At 67.4% G+C, this 23061-nt stretch carries 24 protein-coding genes; 8 read left to right on the top strand and 16 right to left on the bottom strand.

Translation table 11 applies throughout. From position 1 onward, the window contains the following. Window positions 1-757 precede the first annotated feature (757 nt). The 10 genes from ACFOMP_RS19265 to ACFOMP_RS19220 all read right to left on the bottom strand — a co-directional run bounded on the left by ACFOMP_RS19265 (window position 758) and on the right by ACFOMP_RS19220 (window position 12129). Window positions 758-1894, bottom strand: a complete 1137-nt coding sequence (locus ACFOMP_RS19265) for an ATP-dependent nuclease (RefSeq protein WP_379033573.1) — start codon at window positions 1892-1894, stop codon at window positions 758-760. Then, a complete protein-coding gene (locus tag ACFOMP_RS19260) occupies window positions 1895-2719 on the bottom strand; it encodes an AAA family ATPase (protein WP_379033570.1) in 825 nt (274 codons plus the stop codon). Between the two features lie 336 nt (window positions 2720-3055). Next, window positions 3056-6388 carry a carbamoyl-phosphate synthase large subunit gene (gene carB, locus ACFOMP_RS19255; protein WP_289895618.1) on the bottom strand — a complete coding sequence of 1111 codons (3333 nt, stop codon included), beginning with the start codon at window positions 6386-6388 and terminating at the stop codon, window positions 3056-3058. A 189-nt stretch (window positions 6389-6577) separates the two neighbouring features. Continuing rightward, complete coding sequence (locus tag ACFOMP_RS19250) at window positions 6578-7102, bottom strand: TIGR00645 family protein (RefSeq protein ID WP_289895619.1); 525 nt, start codon at window positions 7100-7102, stop codon at window positions 6578-6580. 128 nt (window positions 7103-7230) lie between these two features. After that, window positions 7231-7950 (bottom strand): sulfate/molybdate ABC transporter ATP-binding protein, encoded by a 720-nt coding sequence (locus ACFOMP_RS19245; RefSeq protein ID WP_379033567.1) that lies wholly within the window; start codon window positions 7948-7950, stop codon window positions 7231-7233. A gap of 8 nt (window positions 7951-7958) precedes the next feature. After that, on the bottom strand, window positions 7959-8825 hold the full coding sequence (gene cysW, locus ACFOMP_RS19240; RefSeq protein WP_379033564.1) for a sulfate ABC transporter permease subunit CysW: 867 nt from the start codon (window positions 8823-8825) through the stop codon (window positions 7959-7961). Beyond that, window positions 8818-9654 (bottom strand): sulfate ABC transporter permease subunit CysT, encoded by an 837-nt coding sequence (cysT, locus tag ACFOMP_RS19235; protein WP_289895622.1) that lies wholly within the window; start codon window positions 9652-9654, stop codon window positions 8818-8820. The genes cysW and cysT overlap by 8 nt, the downstream gene beginning before the upstream one ends. Window positions 9655-9657: 3 nt before the next feature. Continuing rightward, window positions 9658-10797, bottom strand: a complete 1140-nt coding sequence (locus ACFOMP_RS19230; protein ID WP_379033561.1) for a sulfate ABC transporter substrate-binding protein — start codon at window positions 10795-10797, stop codon at window positions 9658-9660. A gap of 396 nt (window positions 10798-11193) precedes the next feature. Next, entirely contained in the window at window positions 11194-11556 is a 363-nt protein-coding gene (locus ACFOMP_RS19225) for a cell division protein ZapA (RefSeq protein WP_289895624.1), read from the bottom strand. Between the two features lie 3 nt (window positions 11557-11559). After that, the gene (locus ACFOMP_RS19220) at window positions 11560-12129 is read right to left on the bottom strand and encodes a hypothetical protein (RefSeq protein ID WP_289895625.1); all 570 of its coding nucleotides are present in this window, start codon (window positions 12127-12129) and stop codon (window positions 11560-11562) included. Between the two features lie 190 nt (window positions 12130-12319). Between ACFOMP_RS19220 and hisB the strand changes: the two genes are divergently transcribed. Next, complete coding sequence (gene hisB, locus ACFOMP_RS19215) at window positions 12320-12907, top strand: imidazoleglycerol-phosphate dehydratase HisB (protein ID WP_289895626.1); 588 nt, start codon at window positions 12320-12322, stop codon at window positions 12905-12907. Further along, window positions 12907-13536, top strand: coding sequence for an imidazole glycerol phosphate synthase subunit HisH (gene hisH / locus ACFOMP_RS19210; RefSeq protein WP_379033557.1), 630 nt, complete (start codon window positions 12907-12909; stop codon window positions 13534-13536). The genes hisB and hisH overlap by 1 nt, the downstream gene beginning before the upstream one ends. Window positions 13537-13638: 102 nt before the next feature. Here the strand turns inward: hisH and ACFOMP_RS19205 are convergent, their stop codons facing one another. Further along, window positions 13639-14025 carry a DUF2147 domain-containing protein gene (locus ACFOMP_RS19205; RefSeq protein ID WP_379033554.1) on the bottom strand — a complete coding sequence of 129 codons (387 nt, stop codon included), beginning with the start codon at window positions 14023-14025 and terminating at the stop codon, window positions 13639-13641. Between the two features lie 171 nt (window positions 14026-14196). Here ACFOMP_RS19205 and hisA point away from each other — a divergent pair, with 171 nt between their 5' ends. The 4 genes from hisA to ACFOMP_RS19185 are packed head-to-tail and all read left to right on the top strand — an operon-like array spanning window position 14197 to window position 16527. After that, window positions 14197-14913: a 1-(5-phosphoribosyl)-5-[(5-phosphoribosylamino)methylideneamino]imidazole-4-carboxamide isomerase gene (gene hisA / locus ACFOMP_RS19200; RefSeq protein WP_289895628.1), complete on the top strand. Its 717-nt coding sequence runs from the start codon at window positions 14197-14199 to the stop codon at window positions 14911-14913. 26 nt (window positions 14914-14939) lie between these two features. Then, window positions 14940-15701, top strand: a complete 762-nt coding sequence (hisF, locus tag ACFOMP_RS19195) for an imidazole glycerol phosphate synthase subunit HisF (protein WP_289895629.1) — start codon at window positions 14940-14942, stop codon at window positions 15699-15701. Continuing rightward, on the top strand, window positions 15698-16009 hold the full coding sequence (locus ACFOMP_RS19190; protein ID WP_019352683.1) for a phosphoribosyl-ATP diphosphatase: 312 nt from the start codon (window positions 15698-15700) through the stop codon (window positions 16007-16009). The genes hisF and ACFOMP_RS19190 overlap by 4 nt, the downstream gene beginning before the upstream one ends. A gap of 5 nt (window positions 16010-16014) precedes the next feature. Further along, window positions 16015-16527, top strand: coding sequence for an MgtC/SapB family protein (locus tag ACFOMP_RS19185; RefSeq protein ID WP_379033549.1), 513 nt, complete (start codon window positions 16015-16017; stop codon window positions 16525-16527). Window positions 16528-16533: 6 nt separating this feature from the next. Here the strand turns inward: ACFOMP_RS19185 and rnd are convergent, their stop codons facing one another. The 3 genes from rnd to ACFOMP_RS19170 form a co-directional block, all read right to left on the bottom strand. Next, window positions 16534-17703 (bottom strand): ribonuclease D, encoded by a 1170-nt coding sequence (gene rnd, locus ACFOMP_RS19180; protein ID WP_379033576.1) that lies wholly within the window; start codon window positions 17701-17703, stop codon window positions 16534-16536. Between the two features lie 128 nt (window positions 17704-17831). Beyond that, window positions 17832-18962, bottom strand: a complete 1131-nt coding sequence (tgt, locus tag ACFOMP_RS19175) for a tRNA guanosine(34) transglycosylase Tgt (protein ID WP_289895630.1) — start codon at window positions 18960-18962, stop codon at window positions 17832-17834. 42 nt (window positions 18963-19004) lie between these two features. Next, window positions 19005-19769: a GNAT family N-acetyltransferase gene (locus ACFOMP_RS19170; protein ID WP_379033544.1), complete on the bottom strand. Its 765-nt coding sequence runs from the start codon at window positions 19767-19769 to the stop codon at window positions 19005-19007. Window positions 19770-19880: 111 nt separating this feature from the next. Between ACFOMP_RS19170 and msrB the strand changes: the two genes are divergently transcribed. Then, window positions 19881-20273 carry a peptide-methionine (R)-S-oxide reductase MsrB gene (gene msrB, locus ACFOMP_RS19165; protein ID WP_379033541.1) on the top strand — a complete coding sequence of 131 codons (393 nt, stop codon included), beginning with the start codon at window positions 19881-19883 and terminating at the stop codon, window positions 20271-20273. Between the two features lie 33 nt (window positions 20274-20306). Here msrB and ACFOMP_RS19160 read toward each other — a convergent pair whose 3' ends face one another. After that, on the bottom strand, window positions 20307-20765 hold the full coding sequence (locus ACFOMP_RS19160; RefSeq protein ID WP_289895633.1) for an outer membrane protein assembly factor BamE: 459 nt from the start codon (window positions 20763-20765) through the stop codon (window positions 20307-20309). Between the two features lie 114 nt (window positions 20766-20879). Between ACFOMP_RS19160 and ACFOMP_RS19155 the strand changes: the two genes are divergently transcribed. Continuing rightward, complete coding sequence (locus ACFOMP_RS19155; RefSeq protein WP_379033538.1) at window positions 20880-21407, top strand: YceD family protein; 528 nt, start codon at window positions 20880-20882, stop codon at window positions 21405-21407. Between the two features lies 1 nt (window position 21408). Here the strand turns inward: ACFOMP_RS19155 and betA are convergent, their stop codons facing one another. Further along, window positions 21409-23061, bottom strand: coding sequence for a choline dehydrogenase (betA, locus tag ACFOMP_RS19150; protein WP_379033535.1), 1653 nt, complete (start codon window positions 23059-23061; stop codon window positions 21409-21411).

Raw genomic sequence — 23061 nt, 5'->3', positions numbered from 1 at the left:
TCCCAGCTACCACCCTGGATTCGCGAGATGAATCCCTCACGCGATTTGTGCAACAGAGCCTCGGGTTTCCGCCTCGTTTCCTTCCTCACCCTTAAGCTGCAGTGCCAGCGTCTCAAGATCATTCTGCATTTTTTCTGTTTCGCCCTGGTGTTAAACTATGTATGCTTGCCGCACTTGCGCTTAACGGGTTGTTTACTCCGCAGCTTCATTCTTCCATCTGCTACGAACTACGTCAATCGGATGGCCTCACTGACATGTGCACCTCAGGGCAATGCCGGTGGGGCCAACATCACTTCGAAGGTTCCCTTCGTTGTGCCCATTTGGTGAGTTGGCTGTCACCTTGACCAAGATATGGCAGTCCTCGCAGTAGCGTCCGCCGAGCTGCCCGGATTGACCGAGGCGGCGCGGATGCCATGCGCCTTATGTCTGCCCGAATGAGGCACTGAGCCAGATCCTGTATCAACGGTTAGGGTGCATGAGCCAGATCGCTGCGCAGCAACTATGGCAGCATGTGCGGTTTCCAGTACGCTTCGCTGCCATTGCGGCCAGCCTCTTGCTGCAGTGCCTGTCGACCGGCAGCTTTGGAGGAAGCGGGTGTGAGCACCCGCACCAAGCGACCGGCGGCAAAGGGCCGGGTTGCCAACAGTGAAGTTTCGGGCGGCGACCATAACGAAGCTGACCTACGTTCAGCCGGCAGCACCCGCCGCAAAGTTAATACGTGCGGAAAATGCGCGCCGTCATGGACGTAGGCTACGCGTCAGAAAAGATCATTGTAGGTGTCGAATACCGTCTGGGCGCGATCCAAGGTCGCGGTTACCGCCGCCGACTTTCCGTCCAGCACCTTTGGATTGCGTATGAGCCAGCCCGCCGGGGTGAAATGGTCAAACTCGGCGACCGTCGCCGGCATGACCGCGAAGGCCGCCTCGGCCAGCTTCACCAGCCGCACCGTGCCCGTCTGCGCGTCGGCGAGCTTCTTCGCATCGAGCAGAGCCGCACCCTTGAGGCCGTACGTCGAATTGAGGATCGACGCGAACAGCTCCGGCTCGAACATATCCTCGATGTCGGCCTCGGTCCGCTGGAGGAAGTCAGCCATGGTGTAAAAGTGCCCCGCCTTGAGGACGTCCGAACGCTTCATCTCCTCGACCTTGCGCTTGTCGCCCTGCGCTTGGTCAGAGAGCACCGCGACATGGAGGGCGTTGCCGGCAAACATCGCGACAAACGGGCGGATTTTGTCAATGCCGCCCGCCGGGCAAAGCGTCCACCGCGGATCCAACCCGGCGCGCCCGCGACGCTTTAGCGCGTCGGACAGCGCCTGGATGTAGAGGACGTCGCTGGGTCCTTCGACGAGGAGCGTGTGCTCGCCGACGAACAGCGACTGGCTGATCTCGTAGCCAAGCGCGCCTTGCAGCGGAAAAAGGGTATCGGGATCGCGTGTAAGGACGTCCTCGCGCACCTTGGTGCCCAGCGGCATCCGGCGCTGACCCTTCATCTCGACCTTGTCCTCAACGATGCGCACGGAGGCGAGTTCGTCGGCCGGCACCATGAAGGGCGAATGCGTCGAGTAGATGATTTGATGGTAGGGGGCGAGCTTCTCCTTGAAAAAGCGCAGCAGGTCGGCCTGTGCCTTACCGTGCAGGGTCAGGCCGGGTTCGTCGAGCAGCAGAACAACGGGCGTCTCCTCGTCCTGCACCTGCGCGAACTTTACAAGGAAGGAGAAGAACCAGACGAAGCCGGCGCTTCGCTCGGAGAACGGCGTATCGACCCGGTGCAACCCGTTGTGAATCCGCGCCCAGGCAATCATGCCGGTGTTGAGCGGCGCTGGATCGCCCGACCGCGACTGCTCGACGCGGACGACGACGCTCAGGTCCGGATTCTGAGTCCAGTATTCGAGCACCTAGTCGGTAATGTCATTCGAGGCCGCCTGCAGACGTGCGTTGAAAGTCTCGTAGGTGTCGACCTTCGTGATGTCGTCGATGGAGACGCGGGCGTATTCGAGGAACTCGGCGAACAGGCGGGCGCCGCGGTGAGCGTCCTGGTTGATCTGCCCGTTCGCGATCAGCTGCCGCGTCAGTTCAAGTTGGATTGCGCCGTCCATTCGGTCGTAGGCAGCGAAATACATGAACTTGGGCATCATCCCGCAGATGAGCTTGCTGACTCGGCCGGTCACCGTGCCAACGGCATCGAGGTGGGCCTTAAGAGCCGTATGGCGCTCAGTTGGCGAGGAAAGCTTGCCGAGCGCCGTAATCAGCGTCGATGTCGTGCCGGCGGTAGTGAGGACAGATCGTTCGGAATCATCCAGCTCGAACTTCACATAGAGATGCTCGAGCGCCTTGCCGAAGTCGATGCCGATGGAGACATCAATGTCCTTTCCGTAGGCGCGGGAGATCGTGACGACGTCGGCTGTCACGACGTCCTCGCCCACCGCCGCGGCGATGCTGGTGAGCTCTGCGGGCGTCAACCGCCAACTCGTGGTGATCGCGACGGCGGCGTCCCCACCATGCCGATCGTCGTATTGCGTTAGCAAGCGGCGCGGGTAGTCGCGCTCCCTGTCGAAGGCGGCCGGGGTCGAGGGATGCGGGTTGAGCGCCGCAAGGGCCAGAAGGATGGCGCTCTTGCCGGCCTCGTTCTTACCAACGAGGCATGTGACCGGCTCGACACCGAACTCCTCGCTGTCGTCGACAGACCTGAAATTGGTGACGTGGACCTTCTCAAGTTTCATCGCTCGTCCTCCCGAACTCTTTTTGTTCTATTGAAAGGTGCATGAGTATTCCAAGTCAACCAAAGCTGGCGTGGCTGCCCTACAGAGTTGCAATTTCCACAATTTAACCAATAGGTCATTCGTGACCAGCCTCAATGATTGGCTGCGTCTGAGATCATCTGCTTCGTCCGCAGCCCTGACGCTCCGCATCCCGAAATGCTGCGCCCCGCGTCCAGTGGCCGGTTCGGAGCATGCCGCCGCGCAGCATACGCTGAACTCGACTGGCGGTTATGGGCCGAAAACAAAGGCCGCCCTACGGGGCGGCCTTTGCTTATTCTTGGGTGAAGTCGCAGCCCCTCAAGCCTGCAACGCCCGCACCCCGACCTCGCCTTCCCCGCGCGACTTGATCGCCGCCACGGCCGCGATGCTCCCCGCCGCGGTCGTATAATACGGGATCTTGTCGTTCAGCGCGACAGCGCGGATCTCGCGCGAATCGGCGATGGCCTGCGCGCCCTCGGTGGTGTTCAGCACCATGGCGATCTCGCCGTTCTTCAGCCGGTCGACGATGTTCGGGCGGCCTTCATAGACCTTGTTCACCAGCTCGGTCTCGACCCCGGCCTCGCGCAGGAAGCGGGCGGTGCCGGCGGTGGCGACCAGCTTGAAACCCATCTCGGTCAGGTCGCGGCCGGCCTGGGCCAGCGCCTCGGACTTGTCGGCGTCGCGGACCGAGATGAAGACCAGCCCCTCGGAAGGCAACTGCGTCCCCGCCCCCATCTGCGCCTTGAGGAAAGCGCGGGCGAAGTTGCGGTCCCAACCCATGACCTCGCCGGTCGAGCGCATTTCCGGGCCCAGAAGCGTGTCGACGCCGGGGAAGCGGGCGAAGGGCAGCACCGCCTCCTTGACCGAGAACCAGGGCGTGTTCGGGTCGGCGAGCGTCAGCGGGTCGGCGAAGGGCAGGCTGTCCTCGGGGCCGACGCCCTCGGGATAGGCAGGCCGGGCCGGGAAGTTCGCCATCGGCTCGCCCGCCATCAGCCTAGCTGCGATCGAGGCGATGGCGCTGTCGGTGGCCTTGGCGACGAAGGGCACGGTGCGCGAGGCGCGCGGGTTGACCTCGAGCACGTAGATGGCGCCGTCCTTCAGCGCGAATTGCACGTTCATCAGCCCGACGACGTTCAGGGCGCGGGCCATGGCGACGGTCTGGACCTTCAGCTCGGCGATGGTGGCGGCGTCCAGCGTGTGCGGCGGCAGCGAGCAGGCGCTGTCGCCGGAATGGACGCCGGCCTCCTCGATATGCTCCATGATGCCGGCGACATGGACGGTGCTGCCGTCCGAGAGCGCGTCGACATCGACCTCGATGGCGCCCGAGAGGTAGCTGTCGAGCAGCACCGGGCTGTCGCCCGAGACCTGGACCGCCTCGCGGATGTAGCGGTTGAGCTGGTCCATGTCGCGCACGATCTCCATGGCGCGGCCGCCGAGCACGTAGGAGGGGCGGATGACCAGCGGGAAGCCGATGCGCCGCGCGATCTCGATGGCCTCGGCGTCGGAATGGGCGATGCCGTTGATCGGCTGCTTCAGGCCCAGGTCGTTCAGCAGCTTCTGGAAGCGCTCGCGGTCCTCGGCCAGGTCGATGGCGTCGGGCGTGGTGCCGAGGATTGGGATCCCCTCCTCCTCCAGCGCATTGGCCAGTTTCAGCGGCGTCTGGCCGCCGAACTGGACGATGACGCCGTGCAGCGTGCCGTTCTCGCGCTCGATGCGCAGGATTTCCAGCACGTGTTCCAGGGTCAGCGGTTCGAAATACAGCCGGTCCGAGGTGTCGTAATCGGTCGAGACCGTCTCGGGGTTGCAGTTGACCATGATGGTCTCGTAGCCGGCCTTGGTCAGCGCGAAACAGGCGTGGCAGCAGCAATAGTCGAATTCGATGCCCTGGCCGATGCGGTTCGGGCCGCCGCCGAGGATCACCACCTTCTTGCGGTCGCTGGGGCGGGCTTCGTTCTCGACCTCGCCCATCGCCGGGACTTCGTAGGTCGAATACATATAGGGGGTCTGGGCCTCGAACTCGGCGGCGCAGGTGTCGATGCGCTTGAAGACCGGGTGCAGGTCATGGGTGCGGCGGGCCTTGCGCACCGCGGCCTCGGGCTGGCCGGACAGCGCCGCCAGCCGGGCGTCGGTGAAGCCCATCATCTTCAGCCGGCGCAGCCCGTCCAGGTCGGCGGGCAGGCCGGCCGCGCGCACCGCGTTCTCGGCCTCGACGATCTCGCGCAGGCGGGACAGGAACCAGGGATCGAAGGCGGTGGCGTGCTGGATCTCGCCATCGGAAAGCCCGTGGCGCATGGCCTGGGCGATCAGCCGCAGCCGGTCCGGGGTCTGGGCGCTGATCGCCTTGACGATGGCGGCCTTGTCGGGCGCGCCGGGGATCTCGATATCGTCAAGGCCGGTCAGGCCGTTCTCCATCGAGGCCAGCGCCTTTTGCAGCGATTCATGGAAGGTCCGGCCGATGGCCATCACCTCGCCCACGGATTTCATCGCCGTGGTCAGCTCGGGCTTCGAGCCGGGGAATTTTTCAAACGCAAACCGCGGGATTTTGGTCACCACATAGTCGATCGAGGGCTCGAACGAAGCCGGCGTCACCTTGGTGATGTCGTTGTCGAGCTCGTCCAGCGTATAGCCCACCGCCAGCTTGGCGGCGATCTTGGCGATGGGGAAGCCGGTGGCCTTGGAGGCCAGCGCCGAAGAGCGCGACACGCGCGGGTTCATCTCGATCACCACCATGCGGCCATCCGCCGGGTTGATCGCCCATTGCACGTTCGAGCCGCCGGTTTCGACGCCGATCTCGCGCAGCACGGCGATGGAGCCGTTGCGCATGCGCTGGTATTCGCGGTCGGTCAGGGTCAGGGCCGGGGCGACGGTGATCGAGTCGCCGGTATGCACGCCCATCGGATCGACGTTCTCGATCGAGCAGACGATGATGGCGTTGTCGGCGCGGTCGCGCACGACTTCCATCTCGTATTCCTTCCAGCCCAGCAGGCTCTCGTCCACCAGCACCTGCGCCACCGGCGAGGCCTCCAGGCCCGTGCGCACGATGCGCTCGTAATCGTCGCGGTTATAGGCGACGCCGCCGCCGGTGCCGCCCAGGGTGAAGGCGGGACGGATGATGGCGGGCAAGCCGATATCCTCCAGCGCCTCCATGGCCATCGCAACCCCGGCCGCGATGTCATAGCGGCCGTTCGGATGCTTCGGCGCGGCGACGATGGTGGCGCGCGGGTTCTCCAGGCCGATGCGGTCCATGGCCTCGCGGAACAGCTTGCGGTCCTCGGCCATCTCGATGGCGGCGCGCTGCGCGCCGATCAGCTCGACGCCGTAGCGGTTCAGCACCCCCATGTCGGCCAGGGCCAGCGCGGTGTTCAGCCCGGTCTGCCCGCCCATGGTCGGCAGCAGCGCGTCCGGCCGTTCCTTGGCGATGATCTTTTCCACCACCTCGGGGGTGATCGGCTCGATATAGGTCGCATCCGCCATCTCGGGATCGGTCATGATCGTGGCGGGGTTCGAGTTCACCAGGATGACCCGGTAGCCCTCCTCGCGCAGCGCCTTGCAGGCCTGGGCGCCGGAATAGTCGAATTCGCAGGCCTGCCCGATGACGATGGGACCGGCACCGATGATCAGGATGGATTTGATATCGGTTCTTTTCGGCATGGCGGTCCCTCGGGCTGGCGGCTGATAAATCGTCCGGGGTTATAGCCATGGCGGGCAAAGTCGCAAGGGTCCGCGCCGCCCGCCCGGCCAAAAATCCGCGGCACGCGCCGGGGGCGCCGCCCCGACGCGACGCCCCTGCCCTTCACCGTTTCCCAAATACCCCGGCGGCCGCGCGACCGGCGCGGCGGCTCAGCCCTGCGCCGCCTTGGCCTTCTTCAGCGTCTTGCCATGGTTCGAGATCCAGTCCATCGCCGCCAGCAGCACCCCCGAGATCACGAAGACCAGATGGATCACCACCATCCAGCGGATCTGGTCGGCGCTGTATTTGCTGACATCCATGAACACCTTCAGCAGATGGATGCCCGAGATCGCCACGATCGAGGCCACCAGCTTCAGCTTCAGCCCCGAGAAATCCACCTCGCCCTGCCAGTTCGGCCGGTCCTCGTGCCCGCTCAGGTCCATGCGGCTGACGAAATTCTCGTAGCCCGAGAAGATCACGATCAGCAGCAGGTTGGCGGCCAGGCTCAGGTCGATCAGCGCCAGCACGCCCAGCACCGCGTCGTTCACGGTCATCACCGGCAGGATCTGCACCAGGTGCCAGAACTCCAGCGCAAAGACCCAAAGCAGGATCAGCAGGGACAGCGCCAGCCCGACATAGATCGGCGCCATCATCCAGCGGCTGGCGAAAAGGCTGCGTTCGAGAAGGCGTTCCATCATGTCTCCTGCACGGGTTCCGAAAGCCTTCATCTAGGCACGCCGCGGCGCGGCGAAAACCCCCCGCCACAGCCATGCCGCGACCGGGGCGGCCTTATTCCCCGGAGACCGGTGAATCCGCGCCGGCCTCAGGCGTCGATGAACCCCCGCACGAAGGCCGTCGCCGGCCGGGCGCGGATGTCCTGCGGGCGGCCGACCTGCTCGATCCGGCCCATGGACATCACCACCACCAGGTCGGCCAGCTCCATCGCCTCGTCCTGGTCATGGGTGACGAAGACCGTGGTCAGGCCGGTGGTGTCGTGGATCTCGCGCAGCCCCTGGCGCAGCTCCTTGCGGACCCGGGCATCGAGCGCGCCGAAAGGCTCGTCGAGCAGCAGCATGCGCGGCTCGATGGCCAAGGCGCGGGCCAGGGCGACGCGCTGGCGCTGGCCGCCCGACAGCTGGCTGGGGAAGCGCCTGGCGATCTGCGGCAGCTGGATCAGCTCCAGCAGCTTGGTGACCCGGCGCCCGATCTCGGCCTGCGGCGGCCGGGCGCGGCGCGGGCGGGCGCGCAGCCCGTAGGCGATGTTCTCGAACACCGTCATGTGCCGGAACAGCGCGTAGCTCTGGAAGACGAAGCCGGCGCGGCGTTCCTGCACCGTCAGCCCGGTCGCGTCCTGGCCGTCGAACAGCACCCGGCCCGAGCTGGGGAATTCCAGCCCGCCCAGGATGCGCAAGAGCGTGGTCTTGCCCGAGCCGGACGGCCCCAAGAGCGCCACCAGCGCCCCCGAGGGGATGGCCAGGCTGACCGGGTGCAGCGCGGTGGTGGCGCCGAATTCCTTGGCGATCTCGTCGATCTCGATATGCATCGGACACCTCAATGTCTGCGGGTTGCGGCCAGCTGGTCGGCATGCCGCCATTCCAGCCCGGTCTTGAGCGCCAGCGTCAGCAGCCCGAGGGCCGCCAGAACCGCGGCCAGGCTGAAGGCGGCGACCGAGAGATATTCGTTGTACATCATCTCGATGGTGATCGGCATGGTGGCGGTCTGGCCGCGGATCTTGCCCGAGACCACCGCGACGGCGCCGAACTCGCCCATGGCGCGGGCGTTGCACAAGAGCACCCCGTAAAGCAGCGCCCATTTGATGTTGGGCAGCGTCACGGTCAGGAAGGCGCGCCAGCCCGAGGCGCCCAGCGTCAGCGCCGCCTCCTCCTCGGCCCGGCCCTGCTCGATCATCACCGGGATCAGCTCGCGGGCGACGAAGGGGAAGGTGACGAAGATCGAGGCCAGCGCGATCCCCGGCAGGGCGAAGATGATCGGGAAGCCCTGCGCGACCAGCCAGCCGCCGATCAGGCTGCCCGAGCCGAACAGCAGCACCAGCGCCAGCCCCGCCACCACCGGCGAGACCGAGAACGGCAGGTCGATCAGGGTGATCAGCAAGGCCTTGCCGCGAAAGTCGAACTTGGTGATCACCCAGGCGGCACTGATGCCGAAGACCGCGTTCACCGGCACGGCGATGGCCGCGACCAAGAGCGTCAGCCTGACGGCCGCCCGCGCGTCGGGCTGGGCCAGCGAGGCGACGGCCTCGGCCGCGCCGCGTGCGAGGGCTTCGGCGAAGACCACGGCCAGCGGCGCCAGCACCAGGATGCCAAGGCCGACCAGGGCCACGGCGATCAGGGCGATGCGGACAGGCCGGCTTTCCTCGGTCACCGGGCGCCAGCGGGCGGGGGCTTGCATATCAGACATGGCCGATCCTCCGGCGGCTCCAGATCTGGATCAGGTTGATGACCAGAAGCATGGTGAACGAAATCAGCAGCATGGCGATGCCGATGGCGGCGGCGCCGTCATAGTCGAACTCCTCCAGCTTGATGACGATCAGCAGGGGCGCGATCTCGGTCTTCAGCGGCAGGTTGCCGGCGATGAAGATGACCGAGCCGTATTCGCCGACCGCGCGGGCCAGCGACAGCGCGAAGCCGGTCAGCGCCGCCGGCATCAGCATCGGCAGGATCACCCGGCGCAGGGTATGGAACCGCCCGGCGCCCAGCGTGGCCGAGGCCTCCTCGACCTCTTGCTCGATCTCGGCGATCACCGGCTGCACGGTGCGGGTGACGAAGGGCAGGCCGACGAAGATCAGCGCAATCAGGATGCCCGATGGCGTATAGGCGATCTTGCCGCCCAGCGCCTTGGCGATGCCGCCGAGGACGCCGTTCGGCGCATAAAGCGCGGTCAGCGCGATGCCCGCCACCGCGGTCGGCAGGGCGAAGGGCAGGTCGACCAGCGCATCGACCAGCCGGCGGCCCGCGAAGCGGTAGCGCGCCAGAACCCAGGCCAGCAAGGTGCCGAAGACCAGGTTGAACAGCGCCGCGAAAAACGCCAGCCGGAACGACAGATAGAGCGCCGCCCAGACCCGCGGCGTGTTCACCGTTTTCCAAATACCCTCTGCGCCATAGCTCGCGCCCTGGGCCAGCAGCGCGCCGACCGGCAGGATGACGATCAGCGACAGCATGGTCAGCGTGATGCCCATGCCCAGCGCAAAGCCGGGCATGGGGGAGTTCTGGATGCGCAGCGCCGGCATCGCCTAATTCCCGCCATAGATCTGGTCGAAGCTGCCGCCGTCGCCGAAATGCTCGGGCTGGGCCTGCTTCCAGCCGCCGAAATCGGCGATGGTCACCAGGTCGAGCTTGGGAAAGCGGGCCACGTCGTCCGGATCGGCGGCGCTGGCGTCCCAGGCGCGGTAATAATGCTTGAAGGCCAGCGCCTGGCCCTCGGGACTGTAGAGAAAGCCCAGATAGGCATCGGCCAGCGCCTTCTGCTCGTCATCGGCGATGTTCTTGTCGACCACCGCGACCGGCGGCTCGGCCAGGATCGAGACCGAGGGCACCACGATGTCGAACCGGTCCTCGCCCAGCTCGTTCAGCGCCAGATAGGCCTCGTTCTCCCAGGCCAGCAGCACGTCGCCGATCTCGCGCTGGGTGAAGGTCGTGGTCGCGCCGCGCGCGCCGCTGTCCAGCACCGGGACATGCTTGAACAGCTCGGCCACGAAACCCTTGGGATCCTGACCGTGCTTCTGCGCCCAGGCCCAGGCGGCGAGATAGTTCCAGCGCGCCCCGCCCGAGGTCTTGGGATTGGGGGTGATGACCTCGACGCCGTCCTTGACCAGGTCGCCCCAGTCCCGGATGCCCTTCGGATTGCCCTCGCGCACCAGAAAGACGATGGTCGAGGTATAGGGGGCGCTGTTATGCGGCAGGCGCGCCTGCCAATCCTCGGGCAGCAGCCCCCGGGCGGCGATCTGGTCGATATCCGAAGCCAGCGCCAGCGTCACCACCTGCGCCTTGAGCCCGTCGATCACCGAGCGCGCCTGCGCGCCCGAGCCGCCATGCGAGGTCTCGATCTGCGGCGCCGGATGGCCATCGGCTTGCCATTGCGCGGCAAAGGCGGCGTTGACCTCGCGGTAAAGCTCGCGGGTCGGATCGTAGCTGACATTCAGCAGCGCGTTCTCGGCATGGGCCTGGGCGGCAAGGCCCAGTCCCAGCATCGCCGCCGCCGTCATCGCACGGCGCAGCGAAAAGCCCAGGCAACGATTCCGGAAGCCCGTACGCAGCGGATGGCCGGTCAGGCGCTTGGTGCCGTCCTCGACCGTCAGGCGGCCGTCGAGATGGCAGCGGATCACACGGCCATGGGCCAGCTGGCTGTCGGTCACGCGGATGGTGCGGATCATGATGCCTCTTCCTCCTTGATTGCCTTGCAAGGCGTCTCATGTCCAAAATTACGACAGAGATTATCGTTTATTTCAAGAAAAAAGACGTGTTCATCTATCGTTTTTAATTTAACGATAAATCAGTGGCTTGCTTCTAAAATTTCTCAAGCCCGGCCCGCCGGCCCGGGTTCGCCCCACCCCGTTCCGCGGTTCATCACGGCATTTTCCGGCAAGATGCGGCCTCCCGGCCGCGACAGTCCGACAAGCGTCGCGGACCGGCAGAACCCGCCAACCGGCCCAGCGCCGGCCGCTTTCACCGTTTCCCAAATACCCATGCCAAGGCCGCCGGACGCGGCACGGCCGCCCGGCGGATCACTGCGTTCCTCAAATATTCAGGCGAGGGCATCGGCCGGGCGTTCAGCCCGCCAGCTGGTCCTCGGCCTTCTGCGCCAGCGCCTCGGCCCGGGCGGCCAGCTCGGCCATGCCCTCGACCAGGCTTTCGGGCACCACCGGCACCTCGACGCGCTGCGGATTGGTCTTGAGCCGCGCCAGCTCGCGCTCGGCCGAGGCGGCGCGATCCTCCAGCGCCGCGGTGCGGTCGGCCAGCATCAGCCCGGCCAGCAGCAAGAGCCGCGGCTCGGGCATCCGACCGGCCTGCTCCAGGATCACCTGCGCCTCGGCATCGAGCAGCGCGGCGGCGCGCTTCAGCAGCCGCTCCTCGCCCTCCTGGCAGGCCAGCGTATAGGACTTGTGTCCGATCGGGAAATCGACTTCGGCCATGGATCAGCCCCTTTCCTCGTCCAGATCCGCATTCTCGTCCTCGAACCCGGCGCCTTCGTCGGGGGCGGCGGCTTCGGCCGCACCCGCCGGCTGCGCGCCGGCAGCGGCGGGCGCGGTCAGCCGGTCCAGCGTGTCGATGATGTCGCCCATCTGCGCCAGCTCGGCCGCGCGGGCGGCGCGCAGCGATTCGATCTCGGCCTCCAGCGCGCGGCGGATCTCGTCACCCGGCGGCCCGGCGCCGTCGATCAGCGCCCGGTTCGCTTCGGCCAGCGCCTCGTTGGCGGCGGCGAGGCGCGCGGCCTCCTGCCCGGCATCGACCAGCCGCCGATGCGCCTCGGCCAGCCGCGCCTCGCAGGCGGCCAGGGTTTCGGATTGCCGCTCGTGCAGCGCGGCCAGTTCCTGCGACAGGCGGCGGTTTTCGCCGCGGGTCTCGTGCAGCTGCGCCGCCAGCCCCTCCTCCGGCATGATGCCATCCGGGCCGCCGCGCCGCTCCGCCGCGCGGTCGATGAACTGGTCGATGCGGTCCAGGGCGGCGATAAGCCGCTTTTCGCTGGCGTTCAGGTCGTCTCTCATCGGCCGGGATCCTTTCGGGTCGCTTGTCCTTGCGGGTCGCCCTTATGGGTCGCTTGTGGGTCGCTTGTCACTTTTTGGCATTGCCTCGGCCATATGACAAGGATGGGCGGGGTTTCCCGCCGCATCCCGTGCTTTTCAGCCGCCGGATCGGGCCCTATAAGGCGGCAAGCCTGATGAGGAGAGACGCCAGATGCGCCGCGCAAAGATCACCCGCGACACGGCCGAGACGCAGATCGAGGTCGAGCTGGACCTGGACGGCAGCGGCCGCTACGACAACCGCACCGGCGTCGGCTTCTTCGATCACATGCTGGACCAGCTGGCGCGGCATTCGCTGATCGACCTGACGGTGCGGGCCAGGGGCGACCTGCAGGTCGACGACCACCACACGGTCGAGGATACCGGCATCGCCATCGGCAAGGCGCTGGTCCAGGCGCTTGGCGACAAGAAGGGCATCCGGCGCTATGGTTCCTTCCACCTGGCCATGGACGATGCGCTGGTGCGCGCCGCGCTGGACCTGTCGGCCCGGCCGTTCCTGGTCTGGAACGTGGATTTCCCGGCGCAAAAGATCGGCGGCTTCGACACCGAGCTGGTGCGGGAATTCTTCCAGGCGCTTTCGACCCATGGCGGCATCACGCTGCATGTGGACCGGCTGCACGGGCTGAATGCGCATCACATCGCCGAGGCGGCCTTCAAGGCGGTGGCCCGCGCCCTGCGCGAGGCGGTCGAGCCCGACCCGCGCATGGCCGGCGTGCTGCCCTCGACCAAGGGGGCGTTGTGATGCGGGTGGCGCTGGTCGATTACGACAGCGGCAACCTGCATTCGGCCGAGAAGGCCTTCGCGCTGATGGGGCGCGAGGCCGGGGCCGAGGTGGTGGTGACCTCCGACCCCGAGACGGTGGCCCGCGCCGAGCGCATCGTGCTGCCGGGCGACGGCGCCTTTCCGGCCTGCCGGGCGGCGCTGGACGCCGTCCCCGGCATGGTCGAGGCGCTGCGCGAGGCGGTTCTGGACCGCGCCGTGCCCTTCATGGGCATCTGCGTCGGCATGCAGATGCTGGCCGAGACCGGGCATGAATATCGCGATACGGCGGGTCTGGGCTGGATCGGCGGCGAGATCGACGCCATCGACGCCCCCGGCCTGAAGGTGCCGCATATGGGCTGGAACGACCTGCAGGTGCTGCGCCCGCATCCGCTGCTGGACGGCATCGCCACCGGCGATCACGCCTATTTCGTGCATGGCTGGCAGTTCCGCGTCGCCAATCCGGCGCATCTGCTGGCCACGGCGGATTACGGCGGGCCGGTGACGGCGGTGGTCGGGAAGGACAATATCGTCGGCACCCAGTTCCATCCCGAGAAGTCGCAGGCCGTCGGGCTGCGCATCATCGGCAATTTCCTGCGCTGGCGCCCCTGAGCGGCGCGGGCGGGGGCTCTGCCCCCACGCCCGAGGCGCCCCTCGACGGGGCGCATCGGGCGTTCCCCCGGAGTATTTGGAAAACGGTGAAGGCCGGGGCCGCTATTTCACCTGCACCCAGCGCTGCGTCTTGCAGAACACCGCGATGCAGCCCGAGACGTTCAGCGTCTTGCCGCTGAGCTGCATCTTCGACTTGTAGGTCTTGTCGGCGCCCGGATCCCAGATCGTGCCGCCCGAGAACTTGCCGCCGCCCTCGTCGGTCATGCCGGCGACGATGTTCTTGCCGGTATGGGGCGAGGCGATTTCCTTGCCGGCCTTGTCGAAGCTCTTGATCAGCTTGCCGCAATACTTGCCGCCGCAATCGTAGAACTGCACCATGCCGACATTGCCGTCGTCATTGGCCTGGGTCTGGAAGATGCCGCCGATGCCTTCGGCCTGGACGGCGCTGCCCGCCAGCGCGAGCGATGCGGCAAGAGCCAGTGTTCTCATGGTGATTCCCCCTCCCCCGGGGTCTTGTTTGCGGGTGTGGTCCCGGGCGCAGGATGCGGGCGCCCGCCGCCGCCGATCAAGCCTGACGTGAGGTCGCGGCTTCGGGGGGCCGGGGCTTTCGGATCGGCGCCGGCTGTGGCAAAGGGGCGCCACGCTATCAGGAGAGATGCGATGATCCTTTATCCCGCGATCGACCTCAAGGACGGCAATTGCGTGCGCCTGCTGCGCGGCGACATGGAGGCGGCGACCGTCTTCGGCTCGGACCCCGCCGCGCAGGCCCGCGCCTTTCAGGATGCCGGGGCGGAATGGCTGCATCTGGTCGACCTGAACGGCGCCTTTGCCGGCAAGCCGGTGAACGCCGCCGCGGTCGAGGCGATCCTGGCCGCCATCGCGGTGCCGGCCCAATTGGGCGGCGGCATCCGCGACATGGCGACCATCGAGGCCTGGCTGGAGCGCGGGCTGGCGCGGGTGATCCTGGGCACGGTGGCGGTCGAGCAGCCGGCGCTGGTGCATGAGGCGGCGATGGCCTTTCCGGGCAAGATCGCCGTCGGCATCGACGCCCGCGGCGGCCGGGTGGCGACGCGCGGCTGGGCCGAGGAGACCGACGTGATGGCCGTCGACCTGGCGCATCGCTTCGAGGATGCCGGCGTCGCCGCGATCATCTATACCGATATCGACCGCGACGGCGCCATGGCCGGCCCCAACATCGCCGCGACCGAGGCGCTGGCCCGGGCGGTGAACATTCCGGTCATCGCCTCGGGCGGAGTTTCCTCGATGCAGGACCTGATGGCGTTGCGCGCCACCGGGGTCATCGCCGGCGCCATCTCGGGCCGGGCGCTTTACGACGGCGCCATCGACCTGAACGCGGCGCTGAAGGCGCTGGCCTGACGGCGCGGGGCGAGGTAACAAGGCGCATGCTGAAGACCCGTGTGATCCCCTGCCTGGATGTCGCCGATGGCCGCGTGGTCAAGGGCGTGAATTTCGTCGATCTCGTCGATGCCGGCGATCCGGTCGAGGCGGCCCGCGCCTATGACGCGGCCGGCGCCGACGAGATCTGTTTCCTCGACATCCATGCCACGCATGAGAATCGCGGCACCATGTACGACCTGGTGACCCGCACCGCCGAGGCCTGTTTCGTGCCGCTGACCGTCGGCGGCGGGGTGCGCAGCCACCAGGACGTGCGGGCGCTGCTGCTGGCCGGCGCCGACAAGGTCAGCTTCAACTCGGCCGCCGTCGCCAACCCCGACGTGATCGCCGAGGCCGCCGACCGTTTCGGCAGCCAGTGCATCGTCTGCGCCATCGACGCCAAGACCGTGGCGCCCGGCAGGTGGGAGATCTTCACCCATGGCGGCCGCAAGCCCACCGGCATCGACGCGGTGGAATTCGCCCGCACCGTCGCGGCCAAGGGCGCGGGCGAGATCCTTCTGACCAGCATGGACCGCGACGGCACCAAATCCGGCTTCAACATCCCGCTGACCCGCGCCGTCGCCGATGCGGTGAACGTGCCGGTCATCGCCTCGGGCGGGGTCGGCGCGCTGGAGCATCTGGCCGAGGGCGTGCTGGAAGGCCATGCCTCGGCGGTGCTGGCGGCCTCGATCTTCCATTTCGGCACCTTCACCGTGGCCGAGGCCAAGGCGCATCTGGCCGCCGCCGGCATCCCCGTGAGGCTGACATGAGCGGCTTGCAACGGCTGGCCGAGACCATCGCGGCGCGCAAGGGCGCCGATCCCGAGACCAGCTGGACCGCCAATCTGCTGGCGAAGGGCCCCGAGAAATGCGCCGAGAAATTCGGCGAGGAGGCCGTCGAGGCGATCATCGAGGCGGTGAAGGGCGACCGCGCGCGGCTGATCTGCGAGGCCGCCGATACGCTCTATCACCTGCTGGTCATGCTGGCGGCGCGCGATGTGACGCTTTCCGAGGTGGAAAATGAACTCGACCGCCGCGAGGGGCGTTCGGGCATCGAGGAAAAAGCTGCACGAAAGTGACCCCGATGCTGGACATGCTGGCCGAGGAGTTTTCGCGACCGACCAGCCTGCCCATCGCGGTGGTGGTTCTGCGCCTGGTGATGGCGGTGCTGCTGGGCGGCGTCATCGGCTGGGAGCGCGAGGTCCATGCCCGCGCCGCCGGGCTGCGCACCCATATGCTGATCGCGCTGGCGGCGGCCTGCTTCACGCTGGTGGCGATGGAACTGACCGCGCTGGACACGGCCAATGACGAGCGGCAGCGCACCGATCCGTTGCGGCTGATCGAGGCGGTGACGGCGGGCGTGGCCTTCCTGGCCGCCGGCTCGATCGTCATCAACAAGGGCAATGTGCGCGGCATCACCACCGGCGCCTCGATGTGGCTTTGCGGCGCCATCGGGCTGTGCTGCGGGACCGGCGACCTGTGGCTGGCGCTGATCGCCACCGGAATGGCGATGGTGGTGCTGTATCTGATCCGGGTGCTGGTCACGCCGGTGGCACAAGAGGTGGCCGAGGAGGTCGGCAAGGCCGACGGGGACTAGCCCCGGTCAGCCCGATACCGGCACCACCTTGACCGCACCGCCCTGCGCGGAAAGCGCGATCTCGCCCGCGGCAAGGCGCAGCGCGTCCTGGCCGAAAACCTCGGACCGCCAGCCCGACAGCGCCGGCAGGTCGCGGGCGCCCGAGGCGATGGCATCGAGATCCGCCGCCGAGGCGATCAGCCGCGGCGCCACGCCGGCCGCGTCGGACTTGGCCTTCAGCAGCACCCGCAACAGGTCGGCCAGCGCCGCATTGCCGGGCCGCCCCGGTTCCTCGGGCGCCGGTTTCGGCAGATCCCTGGCCTCCAACCCGGCCTTGACCGCGGCCAGGATGCCGCTGGCGATCTCGCCCCGCCGGGCATCGCGCAACAGCAGCCGCGACTTGCCCAGATCCGCCTCGGTCAGCGGCTTGGTCGAGGCCAGTTCGATCAGCGCATCGTCCTTGAACACCCGGGCGCGCGGGATGTCGCGGTCCTGGGCGAAGCTCTCGCGGAAGCGCGCCAGCTCGCGCACCACCGCCAGGAAGCGCGGCGAGCCCGAGCGGGTGCGCACCCGCGTCCAGGCCTCGTCCGGCCGGGTGATATAGGTCTCGGGGTTCAGCAGCACCGCGACCTCCTCCTCCAGCCAGGGGGCGCGGCCGGTCTTGTCGAGCTGCGCCGACAGGAACTCGTAGATCGCCCGCAGATGCGTCACGTCGGCCAGCGCATAGGCCGCCTGCGCCTCTGACAGCGGCCGGTGCGACCAGTCGGTGAAGCGCGAGGACTTGTCGAGCGGCTGGCGGGCGATCTTCTTGACCAGCGTCTCGTACCCCACCTGCTCGCCGAAGCCGCAGACCATGGCGGCGATCTGGGTGTCGAACAGCGGATCGGGAAAGACGCCGGCATCGTGGAAGAAGATTTCCAGATCCTGGCGCGCGGCGTGGAAGACCTTGACCGTCGCCTTGTGGCGGAACAGGTCGTAAAGCGGCTCCAGCGACAGCCCTTCGGCCAGCGGGTCGATCAGCACCGCCGGCCCGCCCGCCGCCTTGCCCGAGGCCGGCGGCAGCGCCGCCTGGATCAGGCAGAGCTTGGAATAATAGGTCCGCTCGCGCAGGAATTCGGTATCGAGCGTGACATAGGGCTGGGCCTTGGCCAGTTCACAGAATTCGGCCAGTTCGGCCGTGGTGGCGATGGTGCGGATCTCGGTCTTGCGGTCGGTCTGTGCGTCGGCTGGCATAGGACTCTTTCAAGGGGCGGCGGGTCATCCGCCGGGCGATTCCCTTCGGGAATATCGAAGGTTCGCAGAAGTTCAAGGCATTACCCGGCGTTTTACAAAGGTTCTATGTCGCCCTGTGCCCGCATTGCCTCGAATTCGGCGACGAATCCGGCCAGTTGCCCGCGCGAGATCGCATCGCGCAAGCCCGCCATCAGCTCCTGGAAGTAATGCAGGTTGTGCCAGGTCAGCAACATGCCCGAGATCATCTCGCCGGCGCGGAAGACATGGTGCAGATAGGCGCGGCTGTAGCCGGTGCAGGCCGGGCAGCTGCAATGCGCGTCCAGCGGCCGCGGATCGTCGGCGTGCCGGGCGTTCTTGACGTTGACCTGGCCGCGCCGGGTCCAGGCCTGGCCGGTGCGGCCCGAGCGCGAGGGCAGCACGCAATCCATCATGTCGACGCCGCGCAGCACCGCGCCGACGATGTCGTCGGGCTTGCCGACCCCCATCAGGTAGCGCGGCCGGTCCTCGGGCAGGAAGCCCGGGGCATAGTCGAGCACGCCGAACATCGCCTCCTGCCCCTCGCCGACGGCGAGGCCGCCGATGGCATAGCCCTCGAAGCCGATGGATTTCAGCGCCTCGGCCGATTCCTCGCGCAATTCGCGGGTGACGCCGCCCTGCATGATGCCGAACAGCGCGTGGCCCGGCCGGTCGCCGAAGGCGTCGCGCGAGCGCTGCGCCCAACGCATCGACATGCGCATGGATTTCGCCACCACCTCCTCGGACGCGGGCAGCGCCGGGCATTCGTCGAAGGCCATGACGATGTCCGAGCCGAGCAGGCGCTGGATCTCCATGCTGGTTTCGGGCGACAGGACATGCTTGGAGCCGTCGATATGGCTGGAAAAGGTCACGCCCTCCTCGGTCAGCTTGCGCAGGCTGGACAGCGACATGACCTGGAAGCCGCCCGAATCGGTCAGGATCGGCCGCGGCCAGTTCATGAACCGGTGCAGGCCGCCCAGCCGGGCGATGCGCTCGGCGCCGGGGCGCAGCATCAGGTGATAGGTGTTGCCCAGCAGGATGTCGGCGCCGGTGGCGCGCACCGATTCGGGCAGCATGGCCTTGACGGTGGCGGCGGTGCCGACCGGCATGAAGGCGGGGGTGCGGATCTCGCCGCGCGGGGTCTGGATCACACCGCTGCGGGCGCGGCCGTCGGTGGCCTGGACGGAGAACTGGAATCTGTCGCTCATGCGCCGGCACATAGGCGCTTTGCGCGCCGGATGCAAAGCCGCTTACGCCCCGGCCGCGCGCAAGAGTTTCGCCCGCGCGGGGGGAATGGCGCCAATCTCCAGCCCGGTGAAGACATGCAGGGTGTCGAGCTGCCGGTCCACCACCGCATGATCGCTGACCCAGCCGCCCATGGCGAGGTAGGAGCGCAACAGCGGCGGCATCGCCGCCATGGCGCGGCGCGGATCGGGCTTGCGCAGCCGCAGGGCGCGGGCAAAGCGGAACACCTGCGGCGCCTTGACCCGCGGCAACCAGCGTTTCGGCGCCAGGTGCCGCTCGCGCAGCATGGCGAAGGCGTCCTCGTAGCCCTGGGTATCGGTGCCCATGAAGCTGGAGCAGCCGAACAGCATCTCGACCCGCTGTTCGTCGACGTGCCGGGCCAGCGCCCCCCAGGCCAGGCGCAATATGTCCGGGTCCTGCAGTTCGGGATGAATGCAGAAGCGGCCGATCTCGACCATGCGGCCGTGGAAATCGCGCAGACGTGACAGGTTGTAATAGCGCGCCGAATAGCTGTCGCCGATCTCGGCCCCGCCGGACAGCGTCAGCATGCGGAAGCAGGCGACCAGCCGGCCCGAGCCGCTTTCCCGAATCAGCACATGGCTGCAGCGCGCGTCGTAATCGTCGGCATCCAGCGCCCCGGGCGCCCCGGGCGCCTCGTCCGGCCGGCCGCGGCCGATGAAGCACAGCCAGCGCAGGCGCTGCGCCGCGCGAATTTCTTCTGCGGTTTCAGCAAAGCTGACCTCGTAGCGGCCCTTGCGCAATGGTTGCATGGCGTCCTTGCCCGATCCCCTGATTGGCCGCCAACCGGCCCTGATCCGACTTGTTACCGCCCTCCCTGCACCTATCTTGTAACAGCAGCATAGCAGGATTGAAGTGCGAAGATGTCAGAGCGGATCATCAAGACCGATGCGGAATGGCGCGAGGCGCTGGACCCCGAGACCTATCGCGTGACGCGGCAGGCCGGAACCGAGCGGCCGTTTTCCCATCCGGGCTTTCCCCAAGGGCCCGGACATTACGAATGCGTCTGTTGCGGCGCCCGGCTGTTCGACGGCGATGCCAAGTTCGAAAGCCATTGCGGCTGGCCCAGCTTCTCGCAACCGGGCGGCGCCATCGACGAGCATCGCGACCTGAGCCACGGCATGATCCGCACCGAGGTGCGCTGTCACCGCTGCGACGCGCATCTGGGGCATGTCTTCCCGGACGGCCCGCCGCCCACCGGGCTGCGCTATTGCATCAACGGCGTGGCGCTGCGCTTCGTGCCCGGGGCGGGCTGACGGCAAGGGGCGCCGCCGCGGCGCCCTTTCGCCTTACTGCTGGTCCAGCAACTGCCCGGCCGAGACCCGGCCGACATTGCCCATCAGCTGCCGGATCAGCCCCAGGCTGGTGACGCCGGTATCGGTCACGCGCCGCGACAGCACCACGACCTGGCCGCGCTCCTGCCCGAAGCGCTCGACATTGCTGACCACGCCGCTTTCGCCGAAGCTGATGGCGACCACCTGGCGGTCGATCTCGCGCGGCTGGCGGGGGCCGTAGAACTGCCAGCGCGAGCCGACGTAATACCAGGCCGAGCCGGTCAGCAGCCCCTGCGCCGAAGGCCGGCCGATCAGCCCCTCCAGCTCGGATTGCGTGGTCTGGCCGACGACGACCTGGGCCAGCTGCTCCTCGGGCGGCACATAGCCGTGATTGCGATAGGTGGCCTGGCAGGCGGCAAGGCCCAGAGGCGCAGCCAGTGCAAGACCCATGATCTGCCGCCGGGAAATCTTCATATTCTCACTGTCCCCTTACGCGCCTGTTGACGCCGCGCGACCGGCTTAGCAAACTCGCGCCCCGCGCTCAAGAATATCCAGACCATGGGCGAAATCGCCCACGAAAGGCCACCGATGACCGATTCCAAAGCCCCGCAGACCCGGTTCCGGGTGGCGCATCTGAACCCGCGCCAACCGACGACATTCACGCTTGCCCCCGCCGCCCCGGCGCGCGAGGCGCTGGCCGGCGAGCTGGGCCTGAGCGCCCTGCCCAGGCTGAGCTTCACCGGCGAGATCCGCGCCGCGCAGAACGAGGCATGGGAGGTCACGGGCAAGCTGTCCGCCCGGGTGGTGCAGCCCTGCGTCGTGACGCTGGCCCCGGTCAAGACCACCATCGACGAGACGGTGCGCCGCCTCTACTCGCCGCATGTCGGCACACCCGAGGGCGACGAAATCGAGATGCTCGACGAGGAACTGGAACCGCTGGGGCCGTTCATCGACGTCGAGGCGATCATGGTCGAGGAACTGGCGCTGGCCCTGCCGCTTTATCCCCGGGCCGAGGACGCGGCTCTGGGCGCGGCCGAACCGGCGCCCGAGACCGAGACCCGAAAGCCCTTCGCCGGGCTGTCGGATCTCTTGAAAGATTCGAAGAAGCCAGAATAACTCACGCCGAACGCTGGCTTTCCTTCCAGTCAGGGGCGATCTCCGGCCCCAGGTTCAGCGGCGCCAGCATGCCTTGACCCAGAAGATGATCGGCGGCCTTTTCGCCGGTCATGATCGACGGCGCGTTCAGGTTGCCGTTGGTGATGCGCGGGAAGATCGAGCTGTCGGCGACCCGCAGCCCCTCGACGCCGATCACCCGCAATTCGGGATCGACCACCGCCATCTCGTCGTCCCGCCGGCCGATGCGGGCGGTGCCGCAGGGGTGGAAGGCCGACTCGGCATGCTCGCGGATGAAGGCGTCGATCTGCGCATCGCTCAGCACATTCTCGCCGGGCTGGATCTCGTAGCCCTTGTATTCGGCAAAGGCCGGCTGCTCGAAGATCTCGCGGGTCAGCCGCACGCAGGCGCGGAACTCGGCCCAGTCGTCGGGATGCGACATGTAATTGAAGCGGATCTCCGGCGCCTCCTTCGGATCGGCGGATTTCAGCCGCACCGTGCCGCGCGACTTCGACCGCATCGGCCCGACATGGACCTGGAAGCCATGCCCCTCGGCCGCCGCCTTGCCGTCATAGCGCACGGCGAGCGGCAGGAAGTGATACTGGATGTCCGGGTATTCGACCCCGGCGGCCGAACGGATGAAGCCGCAGCTTTCGAACTGGTTCGAGGCGCCGAGGCCGGTCCCGGTCGCCAGCCATTGCGCCCCGATCGAGCCCTTGCCCCACAGGTTCCAGTGCTTGTAAAGCGTGACCGGCTTGGTCGCGGTATATTGCATATAGACCTCCAGGTGATCCTGAAGGTTCGCGCCTACGCCGGGCCGGTCCGCCCGGACCGCGATGCCATGCGCGCGCAGATGGTCCGCCGGGCCGATGCCCGACAGCATCAGCAGCTTCGGCGTGTTGATCGAACTGGCCGAAAGGATCACCTCATGTTTCGCGCGGAACACATTGACGCCGCGGGTATTCCTGACCTCGACCCCGACGGCGCGGCCGTCCTCGAACACCACGCGCTGCGCCAGCCCGCGCCGCAGCCGCAGCAGCCCGGTTTCCTGCGCCGGCCGCAGATAGGCATTGGCGGCCGACCAGCGCCGGCCTTCCCAGATCGTCGCCTCCATGGCGCCGAAGCCCTCCTGGCGGGCGCCGTTGTAATCCTCGGTGGTCGGGTAGCCGGCCTCGCGCCCGGCCCGGATGAAGGCGTTGAACAGCGGATTCTTGCGCGAGCCGCGCGTCACATGCAGCGGCCCTTCGGTGCCGCGATAGTCGCTGACCGCGCCATGCGAGCTCTCCATGCGCTTGAAATAGGGCAGCACATCGGCATAGGCCCAGCCGTCGGCGCCGCTCTCGGCCCAGAAGTCGAAATCCCGGGCATGGCCGCGCACGAACACCATGCCGTTGATCGAGGACGACCCGCCGACCACCTTGCCGCGCGGCGTCACCAGCCGCCGGTTGCCCAGATGCGCCTCGGGTTCCGAGGAAAACCCCCAGTCATAACGGCGCATGTTCATCGGATAGCTCAGCGCCGCCGGCATCTGGATGAAGGGCCCGACATCGCTGCCGCCATATTCGATGACGTCCACGCGCTTGCCGGCCATCACCAGCCGATAGGCCAGCGCGCAGCCGGCCGAACCGGCGCCGACGATGAGGTAATCCGGGATCAT

The organism is Paracoccus simplex (assembly GCF_042648325.1).
GTDB classification, from domain to species: domain Bacteria; phylum Pseudomonadota; class Alphaproteobacteria; order Rhodobacterales; family Rhodobacteraceae; genus Paracoccus; species Paracoccus simplex.
This window is presented reverse-complemented; position numbering and strand designations above follow the sequence as displayed.

What these genes read in the sequence shown, in the direction of transcription:
- ACFOMP_RS19260 (WP_379033570.1), bottom strand. Translation starts at nt 2,719, where the DNA reads ATGAAACTTGAGAAGGTCCACGTCACCAATTTCAGGTCTGTCGACGAC.
- carB (WP_289895618.1), bottom strand. Translation starts at nt 6,388, where the DNA reads ATGCCGAAAAGAACCGATATCAAATCCATCCTGATCATCGGTGCCGGT.
- ACFOMP_RS19250 (WP_289895619.1), bottom strand. Translation starts at nt 7,102, where the DNA reads ATGGAACGCCTTCTCGAACGCAGCCTTTTCGCCAGCCGCTGGATGATG.
- ACFOMP_RS19245 (WP_379033567.1), bottom strand. Translation starts at nt 7,950, where the DNA reads ATGCATATCGAGATCGACGAGATCGCCAAGGAATTCGGCGCCACCACC.
- cysW (WP_379033564.1), bottom strand. Translation starts at nt 8,825, where the DNA reads ATGTCTGATATGCAAGCCCCCGCCCGCTGGCGCCCGGTGACCGAGGAA.
- cysT (WP_289895622.1), bottom strand. Translation starts at nt 9,654, where the DNA reads ATGCCGGCGCTGCGCATCCAGAACTCCCCCATGCCCGGCTTTGCGCTG.
- ACFOMP_RS19230 (WP_379033561.1), bottom strand. Translation starts at nt 10,797, where the DNA reads ATGATCCGCACCATCCGCGTGACCGACAGCCAGCTGGCCCATGGCCGT.
- ACFOMP_RS19225 (WP_289895624.1), bottom strand. Translation starts at nt 11,556, where the DNA reads ATGGCCGAAGTCGATTTCCCGATCGGACACAAGTCCTATACGCTGGCC.
- ACFOMP_RS19220 (WP_289895625.1), bottom strand. Translation starts at nt 12,129, where the DNA reads ATGAGAGACGACCTGAACGCCAGCGAAAAGCGGCTTATCGCCGCCCTG.
- hisB (WP_289895626.1), top strand. Translation starts at nt 12,320, where the DNA reads ATGCGCCGCGCAAAGATCACCCGCGACACGGCCGAGACGCAGATCGAG.
- hisH (WP_379033557.1), top strand. Translation starts at nt 12,907, where the DNA reads ATGCGGGTGGCGCTGGTCGATTACGACAGCGGCAACCTGCATTCGGCC.
- ACFOMP_RS19205 (WP_379033554.1), bottom strand. Translation starts at nt 14,025, where the DNA reads ATGAGAACACTGGCTCTTGCCGCATCGCTCGCGCTGGCGGGCAGCGCC.
- hisA (WP_289895628.1), top strand. Translation starts at nt 14,197, where the DNA reads ATGATCCTTTATCCCGCGATCGACCTCAAGGACGGCAATTGCGTGCGC.
- hisF (WP_289895629.1), top strand. Translation starts at nt 14,940, where the DNA reads ATGCTGAAGACCCGTGTGATCCCCTGCCTGGATGTCGCCGATGGCCGC.
- ACFOMP_RS19190 (WP_019352683.1), top strand. Translation starts at nt 15,698, where the DNA reads ATGAGCGGCTTGCAACGGCTGGCCGAGACCATCGCGGCGCGCAAGGGC.
- ACFOMP_RS19185 (WP_379033549.1), top strand. Translation starts at nt 16,015, where the DNA reads ATGCTGGACATGCTGGCCGAGGAGTTTTCGCGACCGACCAGCCTGCCC.
- tgt (WP_289895630.1), bottom strand. Translation starts at nt 18,962, where the DNA reads ATGAGCGACAGATTCCAGTTCTCCGTCCAGGCCACCGACGGCCGCGCC.
- ACFOMP_RS19170 (WP_379033544.1), bottom strand. Translation starts at nt 19,769, where the DNA reads ATGCAACCATTGCGCAAGGGCCGCTACGAGGTCAGCTTTGCTGAAACC.
- msrB (WP_379033541.1), top strand. Translation starts at nt 19,881, where the DNA reads ATGTCAGAGCGGATCATCAAGACCGATGCGGAATGGCGCGAGGCGCTG.
- ACFOMP_RS19160 (WP_289895633.1), bottom strand. Translation starts at nt 20,765, where the DNA reads ATGAAGATTTCCCGGCGGCAGATCATGGGTCTTGCACTGGCTGCGCCT.
- ACFOMP_RS19155 (WP_379033538.1), top strand. Translation starts at nt 20,880, where the DNA reads ATGACCGATTCCAAAGCCCCGCAGACCCGGTTCCGGGTGGCGCATCTG.
- betA (WP_379033535.1), bottom strand. Translation starts at nt 23,061, where the DNA reads ATGATCCCGGATTACCTCATCGTCGGCGCCGGTTCGGCCGGCTGCGCG.